Origin of the sequence: Bacillus sp. PSXD-155 (assembly GCF_049310765.1) — a bacterium.
Classification (GTDB): domain Bacteria; phylum Bacillota; class Bacilli; order Bacillales; family Bacillaceae_G; genus Bacillus_A; species Bacillus_A cereus.
This window is the reverse complement of record NZ_JBMOWC010000044.1, coordinates 1-19,523: the sequence shown is the minus strand read 5'-3', so window position 1 is coordinate 19,523 and position 19,523 is coordinate 1. Positions and strand designations below refer to the sequence as shown.

Sequence of the window (19,523 nt, the reverse complement as noted above, 5' to 3'; positions counted from 1 at the left end):
AATATATACCGAAGTATCTACGGCTTTTATAACGGCATTAAATTCCGTATAATTATCTTGTCTTTTTGTATCTATAGATAAAACTTATTATTTATTAAAGGTGGTGTGAAATTATTGTCTAATATATCAATGAGTAGTAGTGAGATTATTGATGTACTCTGTGAGAATTTAAATGATGGGATTTGGGCTTTACGTGTACTATACGCAGAGGGTGCAATGAACAAAGAAAAATTATGGGATTATATCAACCAATATCATAAAGAATATCAAATTGAGAATGAGAAAGATTATGAGGGTAAAAAAATACTTCCATCGCGATATGCTTTGGATATTATGACTGCAAGACTTGAAGGAGCAGGGTTAATATCTTTCAAAGCAATAGGACGTGTTCGAATTTATGACGTTACAAATCTAGGAAATGTTTTAATTAAGGAATTGGAAAAACGAGTTGAGAAAAACAACTAAAATAAATATTTGAGGAGGATATACATATGGCAGGCAATTTTTCAGAAATCGAAAGCCAAGGAAATATTAGTTTAAAATTTGGATTCTTAGGACTAGGTATGGGTGGATGCGCAATCGCAGCGGAGTGCGCAAATAAAGAAACTCAAATTAAAAATAACAAATATCCATATCGTGCGATTCTTGTTAATACAAATAGTCAAGATTTTAACAAAATTGAGATTAAAAATGGTGGAAATGTACGTAAAATACAGTTAGAAGGATATGAGCAGGGTGCAGCTCGTAATCCACAGATTGGTGAGGAAGCATTTGTAAAGCATGAAACAAAGATTTTCGAAGCGGTTAAGCAGGAATTTGAAGATCGTGATTTCATTTGGATTACTTGTGGTCTTGGTGGGGGAACAGGAACTGGAGCTCTATTAAAGGCAATTGAAATGCTATATGAACATGATTACAATTTTGGATTATTACTAACTTTACCACGTGATGCAGAGGCTTTAAAAGTATTAGAAAACGCAACTTCACGCATTCGTAGTATTGCAATGAACCAAGAAGCATTTGGCTCAATTGTATTAATAGATAACGCTAAACTATATAGAAAATTTGAAGAGGAAAATCCAAGTGCTTTAGCAAACGAATATACTAGCTATAGTAACAAATATATTGCTGATGCATTACATGAGATTAACTTAGTAACTTCATCATTTACACCGTTTTCTGATACACATTTTGATGCGAGTGAATTTGCCCAAGTAATTAATACACCAGGCGTTTTATCATTAGCAAAACTAGAACTAAAATCAAATCAATTAGACACTGAAAACCCGCTAGGTTACTTGACTCAATTAGGGAACGCACTAGAAAAAGGTGTTTTATACGATACAGAAAGAGAAGAGCTAGAAAGCGCTAAAAAGAGTGCACTATCTATCGTTACATCACCGCTACGAGCAGGTCGATTATATAACTTCTCTTTCCTTAACCAAATGGAAAACTTCTTAAAAGATAGAACTCCATATGTAGATGAACGTCCTATAGCTCCATATGTTAATAAACATACAACGAAAAAGGAAGAAGATATAGTAAAATTCTATTCAGTTGTTGCAGGACTACCATTGCCAAAACGTGTGAGTGATATTATTGATGAGATTACGAGAATTAAAGAAGAACGTGAGCAAGCTAATTCTAAGAAATCAAATGCTGTTTTAAATAAACTTTTTGCATTTGATGATTCAGTACAAGAAGAAAAACCCAAAAAGAAAAAATTGAATTTTGGTGCTGAACCCGAAGTAGAAGTTGCTGACGATTCACAACCAGCAAAGAAGAAATTATCATTCTAAACAAAAGACCGACAAATATAATTTTTGTCGGTCTTTTTCTATTTCAATAACAATAAAAACTACAAGGAATAAGTATGATATCTATTATATTTTCTGTATGTGTAACACGGCTTTACATAATGTGATAGTTTAAATAAATTGTTAGGCCGTCCTAACAATTGTATTCGTATACTTTATCCTTTAATAAATTGTTCGGTTAAAACATGTCTTCCGTCCGAACAATTTTAAAAGAACTAAAAGACTATATAAATCAATGTTTCTAGCATATTTTTAGCAAGAAAAGTAATCCAAACTTCAGCGTACGAGTTTTAGTATCTAGATTAGCGCAAATTCAGTTTAAACTTTTAATAATTTACAACTAAATTTTGCTGTAATAAGATATATAGAAATGGTTGTTATTTATTTAAAATAAATTCGAATTATGGAGTTGCATATAACGAAAAGCAAAACGTATAAATATACAAGCAAAGGCACACAGAAATCTTTTCGTTTAAAAGAGGCTGATATATTTGTATTTACATTTTTATATTACAAAAGACATCTTACTACACGACAAATTACTCAGCTTTATAGTGCATTTGAAGGTAGGGATTTTTCTGAGGATAGTGTGTTTACAAAACTAAATCGTTTTTCAAAATATGGTGCTATCCTGACTAAAAAAATTGATAAAAGAGATGATAGTATAACCAGACGTGCGACATTCTCCTTAAAAGATAGAATGGTTGATTACCTTCAAGAAATAGGAAGGATTCCTGCAGGATCTTCAAAACGTAGATATTCATCTTCTATCTCACTACATACACTCTGCTCACGTGAAATATTAGTTCGAACACTTTTAGAATTGTCGAAAAAGACCAATACGAATAAGATATTGTGCGAACTAGACATTCGCTCATATCATCAAAAACAAAAGAAAACAGAAATTGAAGATGCAGGTTTACTCTTAATTCCCGATGAACACATTTCATATCAAGACAAAAATATTTACATTGAAATGGATATGTGCAAAGAAACCAATGCTACCTTAGTTGAAAAGGTGGGGAAGTATATTGAATATGCACAAAAAAATACTAAGAATATAACTGTTGTTTTTGTTATGTATGACAAGTCGATGTTCCTTGCGGAAGATGCAGAACCACCATACGTACGCATGAAAAATCTTTTATTTTCTATGCGAGAGTATCATGAACTTTTAATGAATCTACCAAATCTAAATATGTACATCTGCTCTTTGAAAGAAGCTGGAGATGTTATTTCAGATATCATTATAGGAATAGATGATAATCAAAACTTTGAACAAGATATTCTTTTACCTTTATCTCAACGTACAGTAGGCGATGCCGATTGGCGTTACGCATTTGTTGAAAAAGTTCAAACCTTTAAAGAAACAATAGATGGTGGTCTTAGACGAACGTATAGAAGAGATAAAGATGCTATGCAAGATTTCTTCTTTATTTTTGGGAATGAAAATGATTACCGAATGATTGCTAGATTAGACGATGTTGTGTTTTCAAGAAGAGAAGGTGATGAAGGGGTGCCACTTGTTGTGATCTACCCGAAGCGCAAAAAGTCTAGAGATATACTTTTAATGGACACTTATGACAATGTACTACTTCTATCGCTCCAAAATGAAAGTGTTACTATCGACACGGATGAACAGATCATGGCACGTACTGCAAATAACATACACCCGAAAAGACGCAAGCTTCTTGAACTATATTAATCGTTTATTTTTTATATACTTTTGTACAATTTTATTGATTTTTATTATTTAAGGTGTTAGAATAGCGATTGAACATATAATAAAAACTACAATCAAATCAGAACATATGAATTTAAGGCAAGCGACACACGCTGTTTTTACAGTGGGTGTCGCTTGCCTTTTTTTATATGGAGAAAGGTGGAAAATCAAAATGGATTTACAATATGCAACTACTATTACTGGGGGAGTGCTCTCTGCTAGAGAAGCGTTTAAAAACCCAGAACTAGTCCTCAAACATATGACAGAAGAGGGGGCAACGTTTAATGTTTCTCTACAAGATATACAAATCCCAGGAAAACCGAATTACTATTGGTATGATGTAATCATTGAAACGACAACAAATAAAAAAATAGAGGTGAATATTGCAGTACTTTCTCAAGAAGAATACGACCAACTATGTGAAAGAAGTAGTATTGATTTATATTTAAAACAAACCGAAGATGCAGCGAAGTTCTTTCTAAAAAAATCAAAGGAACAATTCAAGCCAGAACTCCATAATCGTTTTACATTACACCATAAAGCTCAATTATATCTATAAGAGGTAGGTGAGCCTATATGGAGACATTTAAACAAAGAATACCATTATTTACTACAATCGGCATAATTAGTGGATTTATTCTTTCATTTGGATTCGGTTTAGTAAACTACATCAAGTTACTCTACTATGCATTTGAACCACCGTCTTATCCTATAGAAATTACATATGTACCGCTTATTTTAATGTTCTTCTCTTTACTATTAGGAGAATTCAGCTTTAGGTTTTACAGCCGTATTCCTGCTTTGCATGTGAAAAATGGGAAATTAATAATTTTGATTGCTTCTCATATTGCAGTCGATATTCAATTTTTATGGTTTGCAACTGCTCCGATCCATGCAAAGGTTATTCCGTATCTTACGGATAAATCAAAGCATGTTAATTTTGGTGAGTATGAGGCCATAGGTCATGTTTTAACAGGGAATTTTCACACACTCACTATGATTTTTGTATTTTTACCTACAGTATTTATGATTTTGTTTACACTTTGGTATAGTGGCCATATTGTTCGTTACCGAGAAGAAATATTAAAGTGGGTAAAAAAATACGAATATAAAAATCACAAGTTACAAAAGTGGTTTAATAGCAAAGAAGAACAAATATACCCTGATGTAGAAATTGGACCGCATATTGAGCATAAAGAAATGGTCCGGATTAAGGGAAAAGATAGAACGTTAAATGGTATCATTATTGGTCCAATTGGTTCTGGTAAAACATCAAGTTTAATTATTCCTATGATAAATCAAGATTTACACTGGATGGTGCGTTTTATAAATAAGTTTGAAACTGCGTATAAAAAGAATGATTATGATACAGAAGAAGTAAAAGGAACATTTTTACATGGTGTGACTGTTATTGAACCGAGTAATGATTTATGTCAAAAAGTATTTAAGTTGGTACAAGCACATAAGATTCCTGCAAGCTCGATTTATTACATTGATCCAACTAATCCTGATACCAAAAATATAAACATTCTGCGAGGACCAGTTGATAAAGTAGCAGAGGTTTTCGCAATGGTTATTCAAGGTTTGTCTGAATCTAACAATGCGTTCTTTGAACAAGCGCAGCGTAACCACCTTAAGCAACATATTTACTTATTAAAACTGCATAATCCTCAAAAAGATGTCACCTTTGATGATTTAATAAGCATGTATGACGATGTAGAGCGTGTTCACCGTATGCACAAACTATTAAAAATACAGGTAGAAAAGTTATATGATTTTGTTCAAAGTGGAGCAGCTTCACGTGACCAAAAAAACGAATATCAAATTATAAAAGGTATTGACGAATGGTTTAATAATACTATCTGTGAAAAAACAGATTTCCAAGGAGAACCGGCCGTTTATAAATCAGGAAAATACCGCGGACAACCAATGCATTATGATAGAGAAGAGGAATATGTAAAGGGCTTGCGTAATATCTTAAAAGATTTAGCTTCAAACGTTTTAATACGGCGTGTTTTGTTTGGAAAATCCGATTTTGATTTCGATATTCATCTGGAGCAAGGTGGTATTTTACTTGCGAATACTGCAAAAGGGGAATTAGCAGAACTTTCTAATGTATTAGGGAAATTCGTTCTACTTAGTATGCAGAATGCCGTATTCCGTAGGAAACCAAACGTCTTACCTTACCATCATATTATTGTCGATAAGTTCCCGGACTTTATTGTGCGCCCGTTTAAAGAATTCCCTGCACAATCTCGTAAATATAAAGTAATTCTCACAATTGCTAGCCAAACACTATCTCAATTAGCTCTCGACTTCACAGAGCAATACATGTTTACCTTACTAGGCTCATTCCGTAACAAAATGATATTTGGAGATGTAACACCATATGATGCAAAAATCTTTTCAGATATGTTTGGTGAGAAAGAAGAATTTAAAGAGGCTGAATCTGAACAAGGTATTTCACCTATGCAAGACAACCCTGTTAGTCGATTAGGATCAACCTATCAGAAAGCAAAAGAAGTTGTTATGTCACCAGGAGATATCATGGGACAAGGTGCATTCATCTGTGCAGCTCGTATTGTACAAGACAACCATGTGCAACCTGTCCAACAAATTACGAGTAACTTTGTACCTAAAGAAGAATTCGTGCATGCACTCATACAGGTAGAGGAGCGAACAGGCCAATATTGGGAAAATGAACGTCTTCGTCTTATTAATGAATCTATTGCAAAAGCAAATCCTATGAAACATGTAGACGCAGAGAACATGAAGAAAATACAACCTTTGCCGCCTATACAAGAGGATGAGATGAAACAGAATAGCTCTATAGAAACAACTGAAGAGCAACAGCACGTTGTATCATTGGAGGATTATAAGGAACACAAGTCTCAAAATGAAATTCTACCTAATGATCCTGCAGCTATGAACCAGCAGGGAGATATTGATGATGAGGCTGAAAATAAGTTGTATGAAGAAATTAAGGAATTTATTATTGAATCACAACAAGTCTCACCATCTCATCTGCAAAGAAAATTCAAGATTGGCTATATGAAGGCTATGCAATATATTGAGAAGTTAGAACAAAATCTAGTTGTAAGTTCTTACACAGGGGATAGTCCTCGTAAAGTTTTAATTTCAAATAATAGTAATATACCAGAGGAACCAAGTGTTAATACGACTCAATCATCTGACAATACTATTTCACAGGAAGTAGCGATTCCAAGCGAAGACAAGGGAACTGTACAAGAGGAGGCTAGCTTCTTTAAGGATATTCTATACGACGATGTTTTAAGTTTTGTAAAAGAATCGGGAAGTGCTTCTATATCTGTACTACAAGACATATTTAAAATTAGTTATACACATGCATCAAGATTAATAGAAGCCCTACAACGAAATGGCGAACTGCCAGTTATAACAGAAAAAACACATATAGAAAGAATAAGCACTGCAATAACAGAACCAATCGTGAAAGAAGATATTGAGGAAACCGTAGATATAGAATTACCTCTTATGGACCAATGTCATGAAATAAAAATGGAGGTAGCAGAACTAAACAAAGAATTATCTATTACTATGCTAGAGCAAGATTGGAATACGGATTCTATCATTCATTCCAAGATTCCCGATGAGACTGAACCACTGCTAGAAGAATTCCCATCTGATGGACTTCCCGTTCCAATAATAGAAACTGCAGAAACAAATATAGAATCTACTTCAATTCCAGTTACAAAAACAGAGTCAGACGAAACATGTGTAGAAATCAACACGATCCCAATCGCAGAAACGCTTAATCATACGGAAGAAAATAAGCTTGATGAAGATGTAGCAAAAGTTTACGAATCTATTAGTATTACAGTTCATGAAAACTTAGAAAAAAATAGGGAAGATCTTTCAAGAAGTGATAAGAAGCAACCAGAATATAAACGTATGAGCTACAAAGAACGCCAAGAGCACTTAAAATCTCAGCAAAAAAATAAGAATAACACTACGCAGTCACTGCTTAATAATATTGAGAAGCCAAAGCAAAACACGTCGAACGTAATGAGTAAGGAATTAAACAATTTATTTGATTAATAGTTTGTAAACCTCAAATTAAATCTAGAAAGACTGCATTCTAGATTTTAATCTGAGCTTGGTAAATACGCATCAAATTGCAGAATATGCTTAGAAAAAGTATTCTAGATTTCCTTTTAATAGGAATTTTCTACTGCTATTAGCCAAGTAGGGGAAGAGTCTAGACAATATTGGCGTAATTCTAGACTTGGTATGAACCTATATCAAACTTATGATTTTAAAATTATTCTTGCATTTGAGTAAAAATACCATTATATTTGTATTAACAACTATATAAATAAATCATAATTTACGTGAAGGACACACCTTACGTACCATCCCAACGGTACAGGTGTGTCCTTTTTTACGTTCTAGGAGGAAAATGTAATGGCCGAAGAAAAAACAAACACTCAAACTGTAGAAGAACTTGGAATGGCTTTTGAATCAGAGAATCCACAAGCTAACACACTGTTAGAAACAAACTTTAATCAATTCGAGCGAGTACGTGAACATGAACTAGAAGAATTAGCCCGTATGAAACGTGAGCGTACTGTAGGGAAAGGTTTAGTTACAGTGGTATCTGAAAAACTATTCCCTACTAAAAATGGAACGTCTGAGCGTATACAAGTGCTTACAATGCAAATTGGTACTCATACAACAGCATATTGCCCAATTACAGAAGCAGGTATAAATGTTCCTAAAAATCCTCAGTGGCTAGTTGGTAGAACAAAGCCTGTTATTATTGAACACTTCCAAAAAACTGAAGAAGGCAACTTTGCAGTTGTATCTATCACAGCAGGAGAAATAGCACTTCAAAAAAAGCTATATGAAGAAGTAGAAACACAAGAAGGAAATAAAGTATACACAGGAACCGTTTCGGGACATATCCCATCTGCACAAACTGTTCTAGTTGAAGTTCATGGTGTAACAGTAGGAGTAGGATATTCACAATGGTCTCATTCATTCGTTCGCTCTAATGATATTGTAATTGGTGATATTGTAGAGCTTGTCATCGATAAAGTAGTAGAAAAGAATGGCCGCTATGAGTTTAGAGGGAATAAAAAAATAATAGAAACAGATCCAATGGAGAAGTTATTAGAACTAAATAAACGCCGTGACCGCTTTATAGGTAAAATTGTAGGTGTAGATGCAATTGCTGGGATTTTTGTTGAGGTTGCACCAGGTATTCAGTTTAAAGGACTAAAGAGCCGTAATCTTGCAAACCCAACCCCAGAAGATGCAATTAACCAAACAATCGTTACATGTGAGCTGCTTAATATTGATGCTAAAAATAGAAGAGGAACCGTACGTATCCTAAATTATCCGCAAGGCCAGAGTAAAAAATCTAATTCGTCAATTTACCAATTTTAATGGATGATTATGCGTACAATAGAGAAACAAATGTCTACTTATATCCCTTCTATTCCTCATTTATCAAGTGAGGATGTACAAGGACTTCAAATATATCGGATACATGATTTGGATAAAACCTATGTATTCCACTCTTATGACGAATTAGTTAAGTTTAAGCAGCTTTTAACAGAAGAACAATATGCATTACTCACTTTCATTGGTTTGCATATGTCCGTTAGATTCAATCATTTATTATATTTATTCAAAAGTAAATATTCACGTAAGAAAATAAATGATGCACTTCAAAGATTACTTTACTATCGTCTAATTGAGAAATGGCAAGTAGAGATTTTTGATATGGAGATCTTTGAAGAAACATATACGTTATCCAATAATGGTTATAAGCTCTTAAAATACTGGCAAGGAAATATGTTCTTCTTTGCTCCAGAGCGAATTGATAATTATGGTAAATATGTTCACCTACGTTATTGGCATGATATAGACCTACTTTGCCACCTGCGTTATGCTTCATCCTTTTTAGGGCATATTATGCATCCATCCATTAATAAAGGGGTTTTTACCCCTCCTTTAAGTTTTATAGTAAACGGCGGGGAATAACGTAAATTTAATTTCGTTGTATACTCTACCTTGTTATCTGATAAAAAAGATCGATTAAAACGAATAATTGCTAGATGGAACACTTTTGTAGAATCAGGAAAAGATATTATTATGCGGGGTTTTGGAAATAATCCTACTATCTTAGTTATTTATGTTTCTACTGAAAAACAAGCAAAGCAAATTAATAATGAACTATTACTTGACCTGCTTCCTGGTAAAGTATTGTTATGTATAGGAGAGACCTTGCATATACAAGGATTACAACACGCTTTTTATCAGCCCCTTGCAGAAGGGGAGATTAAACAATTAAATACAAAGCTATTCGCAACACACTAGGCCACCCTTACAAGCTATTAATTTCTTTTAAGGGTGGCTTGTTTACTGCTTAGTATTCGCTGCTTAAACTCCTTTGGTAAACAGTTATTCTCTTTTTTAAACAACTTATAAAACTGTGACATGTTTGCAATTCCAACTTCACATCCAACATCTGTAATACTAAGGTCGCTTGTTATTAATAAACTTTCTGCTTGTTTGATGCGCTTATAATTCACATAATCAAAAAAGGAAATACCCATAATTCTTTTAAAGTATTTTATGAAATAATGATAGCTTAAATTTATTAAAGCGCATGCTTTGGTTACGGTTATCTTTTCTCCTAAATGATCTTCTACATAATCAAGTACTGGTTTTAAACGAGCCAAGTCGTCTTGTTCACTATAATTTAAAATGTTATGTTTGTCGTTTCTTAATAGTATTAAGAGTAATTTCTTAATAGCAACACTAATAGCGATTTCATATCCGTTTATTTTCTTTTTTGATTCTGTAAAAATTTCTATAATAAGAGCGTAAGCTTCATGTTTTACTACTTCATTTTGTTCAAAAATATAGTTTAACTCATTTAAGGATTTTGTTCGTTCTGAAAAGCAATGTAAATATTGTATAATGCTTCGGTCAAAGTGTTGTTTTAAATTCACTTGGAACACAACGTAGTGTAAAGAATCTGCAGCAGGTTTATGTGACCGATGCAACTCAGATTTCCCTAAAATAAAAACATCTCCAGGGCCAAGAACAATATACTTATCTTTACTTTGTATGCCTAAATATCCTTCTATAATTGCTAAAAACTCAATCTCTTCATGATAATGCCAAGGCGCCCTCTCAATTTGATCATAATAAGAAGTTTCCATAACAATGTCCCATACCTTTAAAAATAGTAATGGATTTTGATAAATGACTTTTTCTTCAATTGCTTCAGTATGTTTATTACAATTCCCTTCTGTCATAGACGTTTACACCTCCTTGTTAGCAATATAACACTTTTATCAAAAGTTTTCTTATTTCTTATAAAAAAAGGCAACTTTTGATAAAAACATAACGATATATAGCATATTTTTTCAATCAAAAAATTTCTATAATAATTTCAAATCAAGCAAAAGGAGGATATGATCTTGAATATTTTAAAGGTAGGTATTATTGGATGTGGAAGCATCGCGCAGCATCGTCATTTACCAGAATATGAAGCAAACCCATATGTACAGATTGTGGCTGTTTGTGATAGTAATAAAAAACGTGCAAAAAAGATTGCCAATAATTATGGTGTAAATATGTACACTGACTATAACGAGCTTATCAATTGTGAAGAGTTAGATGCAGTGAGTGTATGTACACCAAATCATTTACATGCATCAATTTCTATCGCTGCATTACAAGCAGGTATCCATGTGCTATGTGAAAAGCCAATGGCAACGTCAAAAGCAGACGCGGAAATGATGATTGGAGCTGCTGAAAAAAGCGGTAAAAAGTTAATGATTGGCCATAACCAGCGTTTTGTTGCTTCTCATCAAAAGGCAAAACAAATGATTAAAAGTGGTGCAATCGGCAAAATATATAGCTTTCGTACAGCGTTTGGTCATAGTGGTCCTGAAAATTGGAGTGTAGATGGAAAAGAGAGCTGGTTCTTTAAAAAAGAGGAGGCTTTTCTTGGTGCAATGGGTGATTTAGGTGTACATAAAGCGGATTTAATTCGGTATATTCTTAATGAAGAAATTACAGAGGTTGGTGCCTTTGTTGAGACAAGCGCGAAAACATTTTCGAATGTAGATGATTGTGCGGTATGCATATTAAAAAGCGAAAGTGGTATTATCGGAACACTTGCAGCAAGTTGGTCTTACGTTAGCAAAGAAGATAATTCAACAATTATTTATGGAGAAAAGGCCACTCTTCGCCTAGAAGATGACCCAACTAACTCACTCATTATCCAATATAAAAATGGGGAAGTTGTAAAATATGAGCTTAATAAAATTCAATCAAACGCCACAGTTGGCCAAAGTAATTCACATGTGATTGAGCAATTTGTAGTGTCTATCCTATCTGATAAGGAACCATTAATTAATGGTGTAGATGGAATGAAATCGTTAGAAGTCATTTTAGCAGCCATACAATCAAGTGAAACAAAACAAATTGTTACAATTCCATTATGAGAAAAGGGGAAGACATGATAAAACTACGCATTGGAATAATAGGGGCAGGAGGAATTGCACAAAATTGCCATATCCCTGCATTTGTAAAATTACATGAATATTGTACGATTACGGCTATACATGATAGAAGCATAAAACGCGCACAACAAGTCGCTAAGACATATAACGTTCCCTATGTATTTGAAACATATGAAGAAGTCTTTAAAGAAGTTGACGCTGTTTGTATTTGTACACCAAATAAGTTTCATTCTGAGATTTCTATCGCAGCATTACAAGCAGGGAAACATGTATTATGTGAAAAACCGATGGCTTTAACAGCGACAGAATGTGAACAAATGATAGAATCTGCAAAAAACAGCGGTAAAAAACTTGCTATCGCTTATCATTATCGCTACATGAAGGAGTCACAAGTTGCAAAAAAAATGATGATAGATGAGATTGGAACGCCTCTTGTTGTTCGTGTAAAGGCACTCCGTCGCCGAAAAGTGCCAGGATGGGGCGTTTTTACAAATAAAGAATTACAAGGTGGAGGAAGTTTAATAGATTACGGCTGTCATCTTCTTGATTTAGCACTATGGTTAATTGGAAATCCCAAACAAACAGAAGTCATTGGTAGTGTCTATAATGCAGTTAGTAAGCTACCAAATCAAATAAACATGTGGGGGAAATATGATTATAAAACATTTGAAGTTGATGATCATGTTACCGCATACATAAAGTTTGAAAATGGAGCATCATTAATATTTGAAACTTCTTGGGCAGCAAATATTAAAAATGATGAAGAACAAGTAAGTATCTCCGGAGTAAACGGTGGAATGAATGTTTTTCCAATTGAATTATATACAACAAAACATAATATGCTATTAAATAGTGAACCTATTTGGATAGAATCTAACAGTGATCCTGGAATTTTGCAAGCAGAAAACTTTATAAAAGCTTGCTTATACGACGAGGAATTAATTGTAAAACCTGAGGAATCGCTGCAAGTATCACAAATTATTGATGCAATTTACGAGAGTAGTAACACACATGTAGATAGGACGGGAAGATAAATGAAATTAGGAGTATTTACAACACTTTTTTCTCATATGGAGTTTGAAGAAATGCTAGATTATGTACAAGCAGCCGGTTTGAATGCTGTAGAAATTGGTACAGGATGTTATCCTGGAGGATCGCACTGTAACTTAGATTTATTATTAGAAAGCGAACAAGCCAGAAGCACATATATAGAACATGTACAAAAAAGAGATTTAATCATTAGCGCTTTTAGTTGTCACGGAAATCCTTTATCTCCGGATACTGCTTTTGCAAAAGAATCCCATGAAACATTGTTAAAAACCATTCAACTAGCTTCACTACTAGACGTACCTGTTGTGAATTGTTTTTCAGGCATAGCAGGTGACCATGAAAACGCAAAATACCCGAATTGGCCTGTTGCACCATGGCCAAATGAATACAACGATATTTTAAAATGGCAATGGGAAGAAAAGCTCATTCCTTATTGGAAACAAGTTGGTGAATTTGCAAAAGAACATGGTGTGAAAATTGGTTTAGAACTTCACGGTGGTTTCTTAGTACATACGCCATATACATTACTAAAACTACGTGAAGAGACATGTAATGCGATAGGTGCCAACTTAGATCCTAGTCATTTATGGTGGCAAGGAATTGACCCTGTCGCTGCTATTAAGTTATTGATGAAAGAAAATGCGATTTATCACTTTCATGCAAAAGACACTTACATTGACCAAGAGAATGTAAACATGTATGGATTAACAGATATGCAGCCCTATGGTAAGGTGAAAACAAGATCTTGGACGTTCCGTTCTGTTGGTTGTGGCCACAGCTTAGAAGAATGGTCGCAAATGATGAGTGCACTTCGTACATATGGATATGATTATGTTGTAAGTATTGAACACGAAGATCCACTCATGTCTATTCAAGAAGGATTTAAACGTGCAACAAAAAATCTTCAATCTATTTTAATTGAAGAAAATCCTTCACAGATGTGGTGGGTTTAACTTTGTTTTTTAAAGAATGAAATATTTAAAAATACCTTGAGAAAACCAATTATCCTGTATCTATCTCTATACAAAGTGCGGATTTTAAGAAATAATATTCTTTGAAACCTTCTTTCGAAATAGCAATATATATAAATATTGTCTTTTTATTGAAGGAATACATAAGAAGGGAGCACTACTTTGCTACGTATACAAAGAGGGTTCATGTACGATCCAGATGATAATGAGGTCAATGTGAACGAAATTTTCTACAACACTGCATCCGAACAAAAGCTAGGAAGTAAAATGAGTGTGTTTGCTGCAGACAAGCTACCTACTTCCATTTTTGAAAAGATCCAAGAAAACGAAAGTATGTCTTATATGGAAAGTATGGAAGTAGAAGAAGAAACTATTCAAGAAATACTTTATTATTTAGACCAAAATCAAAAACCAGAAAAGCTATATTTCGAACTGCAGTACATGAAGTAACACCAAGAATTGAAAATAAGAAGGGATTTTTAGTAGGGGAAATAGGGGCACTATTCTTCAATACATATAACAGCTGCATAGAAAGTCCCTTCTTATCTTCGTTTCATTAAAAACGTTTGAATATGACATAAAATTAGTTTAATATAAACGTATATTTATTGTTTAATTGATTCCGTTTATTCCCACACCTTATTGTGTTGTGGTTGAGTTGTAGAAGCAAGTTGTGTCTTGTTTCAATTGTGAAAGGGCTTCTTTGAGCCGATTAGTGTATATATAGCTTTTTTTGCTATGCACGTTTTTAATCGACTTAAAGAAACCCTTTTTTTGTTGTCTTTAAGTTAGGAATCACTTGTACGTAGACCTTCGGGGCTAATAATATGCGAAATAAAAAAGTACACTTATTGTGCTTTTTTGTTTCATTTAGAGGAGAGATTATATGAAATTTTACAAAGTATGGCATAAGAAAAAGAATATGAGAGTCATTAGTACTCATAATAACCATGAAACAATGGGCCTTTATTTAATAGAAACATATCCTGTCTGCGATTGTATAAGGTACCTAAATGTTTAAAAGTTAAGCACACAGGTAATAAAAATAAAAAATAATGTGAATAACAGCACTAGGTTTACAGCGTTTCTTATTTATGTTAAATATTTTTGAATTTAACATAAAAGAAAGAGATTAATTTCTAATTCATAGTAAACTAGATAAAGAGTGGAATATAAAAATTAAAAACTAGAGAATGTATATAGAAGTAGGGTACTTGTTGCAATGCTAAAAACACTAGAGATTAGGATTTGTAAACCAGAGAGGAGTCATATAATATGATTACAGTTAACCGAGGGTATATGTACGATCCAGATGATAATGAAGTTCTAATTACTGAGATTTATTATGAAGCTGCTACAGAAACTAAATTAGGTAGTAAGATGGAGAGCTTATCTTATTCAGTTCTTCCTAATAACATTAAAGAAAAAATAGAAGCAGTTACTTCATTATCCTATATGGAGAGCATTGAAATGTCACAGCAATTAGCTGCTGTATATCAGAATGAAATTAATAAGTATGGAGAACCGGAAAAATTGTACTTCGAGTACACAAATATTTAAGAAGAGAGAAGGCATTGAACGACCTAGTTCAATGTCTTTTTTTGAATAAATTCACAGAGATAGGAAAAATAGAAATACGGTAAGTAACTTTTACTGTATTCATCTTAAGTTCATATTTGCAGGTGAGTATTCAATAACAGGAGTTAGCGAAGATTATAATCTAAGCGGGATTATTTTTCTAAAATAAATATACAAGGGGGCGAAAAGGAGGCATGTTTTTTTGTCTCCTTCTTTTATTATGAGGACATTTAAAACTATCCAATTCGCAATGTTTACAAATATTAAGCATTACATGTTTCTGCTTACAAAGATTGAGCCAATATTAGAGGAACCACATCATGACTATAAGTTATTTCAATTTATTTGCGAGTTAGAGATAAATCAAATATATGAAGCACTTGAAGGCCAGAGGAAGGATACTTATATAGATTCAAATGCCCATCCAGTATATATACATACACTTATTAAGCAGGCGAATTTACTTCAATATGTTATTTCCATTGTGCAGGAGGAAGGGGTTATCCATGCTGCATCGATACTATTGATGCACTCATTTGACTTGTACACCGTACATAGGATTACAAATTTATCAATTTCATATCTAAGAAACTTAGGGAATACACTTTCAAAATAAAACTAGGGGGATATCTACAATCAGCATTATTATCAATATTGCAAAAGGAAAAAGGCTTGTACCATATATTGTTTTAATAAGTAAAAGAGGGAATAGTAGTGCAAACGGTAGACCCTTATAAGAATTCAAGCGGGTATACGAATGTTATCAAGCATTGCAAAACGTTGGAAAACAAGAAAACAATAAAAAAAATATATATAATAGCAAGGAGAAGAGAAACGCATGTATAATATACTTAAACGTCAATTTAATTACATTATCCGAGGGGTGATTCGGATTAACGAAGAGGTACAAAGAGAATTGGACCTATTGGTGCAAAAGATTCGTGAAACTGTGTCTTCTGTCCAAAAAATCATCCTTTTTGGCTCTCATGCATATGGCACACCAAATGAAGACAGTGATTTTGATCTCTGTATTGTTGTGGAAGGTGTAGGAGAAAGAAAAAGGGAAGTCATTAATCGTATCAATTGGGGGATTTACGATGTAATGGAAACGCCAGTTGATATTTTAGTGTATGGGCCAGAAGAGTTTCAAGAACGTGCTAGCCGTAATGTAACCATGGAACATAAGATTGCACTAGAAGGGACGGTCCTATATGAGAAATATTGAGGATCTAAAAGAGTGGGTATTCATTGCAAAATCTGATTTAGATTCTGCTATTTACTTATCTGATATGAACCCTTTCCCCACTGCAATTATCTGTTATCATAGTCAACAATGCGTGGAGAAACTTCTAAAAGGATTTCTTGCACTAAACGGTAGACCAGTTCCTAAAACTCATAACCTTTTAATGCTGCACAAATCTTGTTGTAGATTAGATGAGGAGTTCTCATTGATTTTAGAACAATGCGTGCAGCTGAATGGTTATGCTACAGATATTCGTTATCCGTATTTCGAAGCCCTTACTGTTCAAGATGGGTTAATGGCTATACAACATGCTCAAAAAGTAATGCGTTTTTATAAAAAGATCTTAAACAAACTAAATATAAATGAAATCGTAATCGATTAAAAATAGAAGATATACATAAAAGAGAGTTCCTATACTAAGGGACTCTCTTTTTTATCTAATAATATAATGATGTAAAGTTATAAAGAAAGAGGAAACGAGAAAATTCCCATAAGATTACTTATACAATTAGAAGGTTTCTATTCGTATTTATTTTAAGATACATTCACTCTTATCATCATTTAATACTCTGAAACATCCTTCACTACTTCTTTAAAATAACGTATTATAAATTATTTAAATACTTAAATAGCAATACTATATGCAAATGCCAAATCAAATAGACAAGGCTTTTCCCAAATCGTATTATAAAATAAAACACTTCCTTACAATTTTTCCTTATTAAGAAAGGTGATTAGAAATTGAGTACTAAAAATATTGATCAGTTTTTTAAAGAAAGTTTATCTCTTTATCCTCATCTCAAAGTAATACGAGATAATTTATGGTCAAAAGATGGGAAAAGTCGTGTTTCTGTAATGATTGGTGCAGGCTTTAGTATGAATGCAAGAAAAATAGAGAGTAGTTTTTCTGGAATGGCTCTATGGGGTGATTTAAGAGAAAAATTAGCTAATAATCTAAGCCATCATCCAGATGTTATGTATAAAGATGTTCTTGAAGTTGGACAATTATACGTAGACGAGTATGGCAGAACTAGTTTAGATGAAACTCTAAAAGATGCTATACCAGATGATAATTATGAACCAGACTTATTACATCAAAAATTGCTAAATCTTCCATGGGCAGATGTTTTTACTACTAATTATGATACTTTATTAGAGCGTACCAAGAAAAATGTATATGAACGTAATTATCAAATAATTTATGATATTAATGATATTCCTCGTTCCACTGCACCAAGAATAATTAAGTTGCACGGTAGCTTTCCGTCTAATCGACCTTTTATATTTACTAAAAATGATTATGATAGTTATCCGGAAAAGTTTAGTCCTTTTGTTAATATGGTACAACAATCTATTATGGAGACAACCTTTGTTTTATTAGGATTCTCCGGCGATGATCCAAATTTTGAAAAATGGACTACATGGGTTAGAAACAATTTAGGGGAGCAAATGCCAAAAATTTATATGATTGGATATGGACAAAAACATCGTCAAGGTGAGCTACGCTCAAAAGGTATAACATTAATTGATTTTAAGGACATTTACTCTTCTGAAAAAGAACCTTATCACGCTATGTTTACAGATATATTCGAATTTTTAGCTTACAAAGACAGAAACGAGAAGACACAATGGCCACATCAAAGTTATGTTGAGAATCAATTAAGCTTAGAAACTTTAGAATATAATAGAAAAACTTATCCTGGATGGGCAGTTATGCCAAATGAAATACGCCGTACTCACGCATTTTATATAAGGTTATTTTCGAGAGAAAAAATCGATGAAATATCCGATTTAACTATTAATGAACAGATAAACTATATAAATGAAATATTATGGTGTTTTGAAAAATTTTATATTCCATTAGATCCTTTCCAACAAGAAAAATTTAAAAATTTAATTAAGAAATTAGGACAAAATTTAAATGAAAAACATACAACTATTTTGTTTTCTTTATTAAAAGAAGCACGATTAGATTGTAACAAAAAAGAATTTGAAGAATACAGAGAGTTACTTAGCAAATTACCACTTGATTTATTACAAAGACATCAACTTACTTACGAGCAAATATTATTTAACTTAGCTTTAAATAATGTTAATCAAGTTCTCAATTATTTAAAGCACTGGGACGTTGGGGAAAAGGAAATTGAATGGGGAATTAAAAAATCTGCTATTCTAATGAGGGTTGGGCAAAAAACAGCAGCAAAAACAAATTTTGAAAATTATCTTCAAACAATTAGAAGATTATTGGCTATCCAAAGTGATGATTACAGATTGCTTTCTTTAGAAAGCGTGACCTTAAACATACTACAAAGAATAAATAACAAATGGGATTATGGCTATGATAGATTAAGAAATTTAAGTTCTAAGAATTGCAATACAAGTAGAGAATTTTATCAAACTTTAACAACACTAAACGTAAATGAAAATAAACTTGGTACTACAGAAATACAGGGTTTTGATCCAGGGAATTATACTATCACTACAAAATATGGAGATTATATTACAAAGGAAATTTTAGACTCTTTTGCTATTTTACAAATTCATGAAATGTTTGAAACTCCTATCACTAAAGAAGATAGATCACAATATACACTAGCTTTAACAAATTTAAAAATA

Annotated in this window: 16 protein-coding genes and 1 pseudogene; 16 read left to right on the top strand and 1 reads right to left on the bottom strand. The window is 32.9% G+C overall.

The window, feature by feature from the left end; genetic code table 11:
• Positions 1-129 precede the first annotated feature (129 nt).
• The 7 genes and pseudogenes from ACO6VI_RS26740 (at position 130) to ACO6VI_RS26710 (ending at position 9,903) form a co-directional block, all read left to right on the top strand.
• Positions 130-465 carry a hypothetical protein gene (locus tag ACO6VI_RS26740; RefSeq protein WP_000098928.1) on the top strand — a complete coding sequence of 112 codons (336 nt, stop codon included), beginning with the start codon at positions 130-132 and terminating at the stop codon, positions 463-465.
• 26 nt (positions 466-491) lie between these two features.
• Positions 492-1,799, top strand: a complete 1,308-nt coding sequence (gene repX, locus ACO6VI_RS26735) for a plasmid replication protein RepX (RefSeq protein WP_422424529.1) — start codon at positions 492-494, stop codon at positions 1,797-1,799.
• A gap of 421 nt (positions 1,800-2,220) precedes the next feature.
• Entirely contained in the window at positions 2,221-3,522 is a 1,302-nt protein-coding gene (locus tag ACO6VI_RS26730; protein WP_422424527.1) for a replication-relaxation family protein, read from the top strand.
• Between the two features lie 190 nt (positions 3,523-3,712).
• Positions 3,713-4,099 (top strand): hypothetical protein, encoded by a 387-nt coding sequence (locus ACO6VI_RS26725; protein ID WP_258009802.1) that lies wholly within the window; start codon positions 3,713-3,715, stop codon positions 4,097-4,099.
• A 17-nt stretch (positions 4,100-4,116) separates the two neighbouring features.
• Positions 4,117-7,617: a DNA translocase FtsK gene (locus ACO6VI_RS26720; RefSeq protein WP_422424525.1), complete on the top strand. Its 3,501-nt coding sequence runs from the start codon at positions 4,117-4,119 to the stop codon at positions 7,615-7,617.
• 366 nt (positions 7,618-7,983) lie between these two features.
• On the top strand, positions 7,984-8,967 hold the full coding sequence (locus ACO6VI_RS26715; protein ID WP_422424523.1) for an RNA-binding protein: 984 nt from the start codon (positions 7,984-7,986) through the stop codon (positions 8,965-8,967).
• Positions 8,968-8,976: 9 nt separating this feature from the next.
• Positions 8,977-9,903, top strand: a pseudogene (locus ACO6VI_RS26710) (hypothetical protein).
• A gap of 17 nt (positions 9,904-9,920) precedes the next feature.
• On the opposite strand, the gene ACO6VI_RS26705 reads toward ACO6VI_RS26710, so the two are convergent.
• The gene (locus tag ACO6VI_RS26705) at positions 9,921-10,850 is read right to left on the bottom strand and encodes a helix-turn-helix domain-containing protein (RefSeq protein WP_088349881.1); all 930 of its coding nucleotides are present in this window, start codon (positions 10,848-10,850) and stop codon (positions 9,921-9,923) included.
• A 165-nt stretch (positions 10,851-11,015) separates the two neighbouring features.
• On the opposite strand from ACO6VI_RS26705, the gene ACO6VI_RS26700 reads away from it, so the two are divergent.
• The 9 genes from ACO6VI_RS26700 to ACO6VI_RS26660 form a co-directional block, all read left to right on the top strand.
• Complete coding sequence (locus ACO6VI_RS26700) at positions 11,016-12,047, top strand: Gfo/Idh/MocA family protein (RefSeq protein ID WP_422424521.1); 1,032 nt, start codon at positions 11,016-11,018, stop codon at positions 12,045-12,047.
• A gap of 14 nt (positions 12,048-12,061) precedes the next feature.
• Positions 12,062-13,099 carry a Gfo/Idh/MocA family protein gene (locus ACO6VI_RS26695; RefSeq protein ID WP_422424520.1) on the top strand — a complete coding sequence of 346 codons (1,038 nt, stop codon included), beginning with the start codon at positions 12,062-12,064 and terminating at the stop codon, positions 13,097-13,099.
• The gene (locus ACO6VI_RS26690) at positions 13,100-14,068 is read left to right on the top strand and encodes a sugar phosphate isomerase/epimerase family protein (RefSeq protein WP_422424518.1); all 969 of its coding nucleotides are present in this window, start codon (positions 13,100-13,102) and stop codon (positions 14,066-14,068) included. It begins immediately after the preceding gene.
• Between the two features lie 204 nt (positions 14,069-14,272).
• On the top strand, positions 14,273-14,536 hold the full coding sequence (locus ACO6VI_RS26685; RefSeq protein WP_422424548.1) for a hypothetical protein: 264 nt from the start codon (positions 14,273-14,275) through the stop codon (positions 14,534-14,536).
• A gap of 825 nt (positions 14,537-15,361) precedes the next feature.
• On the top strand, positions 15,362-15,646 hold the full coding sequence (locus tag ACO6VI_RS26680; RefSeq protein ID WP_422424517.1) for a hypothetical protein: 285 nt from the start codon (positions 15,362-15,364) through the stop codon (positions 15,644-15,646).
• A 238-nt stretch (positions 15,647-15,884) separates the two neighbouring features.
• Complete coding sequence (locus tag ACO6VI_RS26675; RefSeq protein WP_422424546.1) at positions 15,885-16,280, top strand: hypothetical protein; 396 nt, start codon at positions 15,885-15,887, stop codon at positions 16,278-16,280.
• 222 nt (positions 16,281-16,502) lie between these two features.
• Positions 16,503-16,889, top strand: coding sequence for a nucleotidyltransferase domain-containing protein (locus ACO6VI_RS26670; protein ID WP_000282359.1), 387 nt, complete (start codon positions 16,503-16,505; stop codon positions 16,887-16,889).
• Positions 16,876-17,289, top strand: coding sequence for a HEPN domain-containing protein (locus tag ACO6VI_RS26665; protein WP_422424515.1), 414 nt, complete (start codon positions 16,876-16,878; stop codon positions 17,287-17,289). Before ACO6VI_RS26670 ends, ACO6VI_RS26665 begins: the two co-directional genes overlap by 14 nt.
• A gap of 359 nt (positions 17,290-17,648) precedes the next feature.
• A partial coding sequence (locus tag ACO6VI_RS26660; protein ID WP_422424513.1) for an SIR2 family NAD-dependent protein deacylase occupies positions 17,649-19,523 on the top strand: 1,875 nt, incomplete at its 3' end.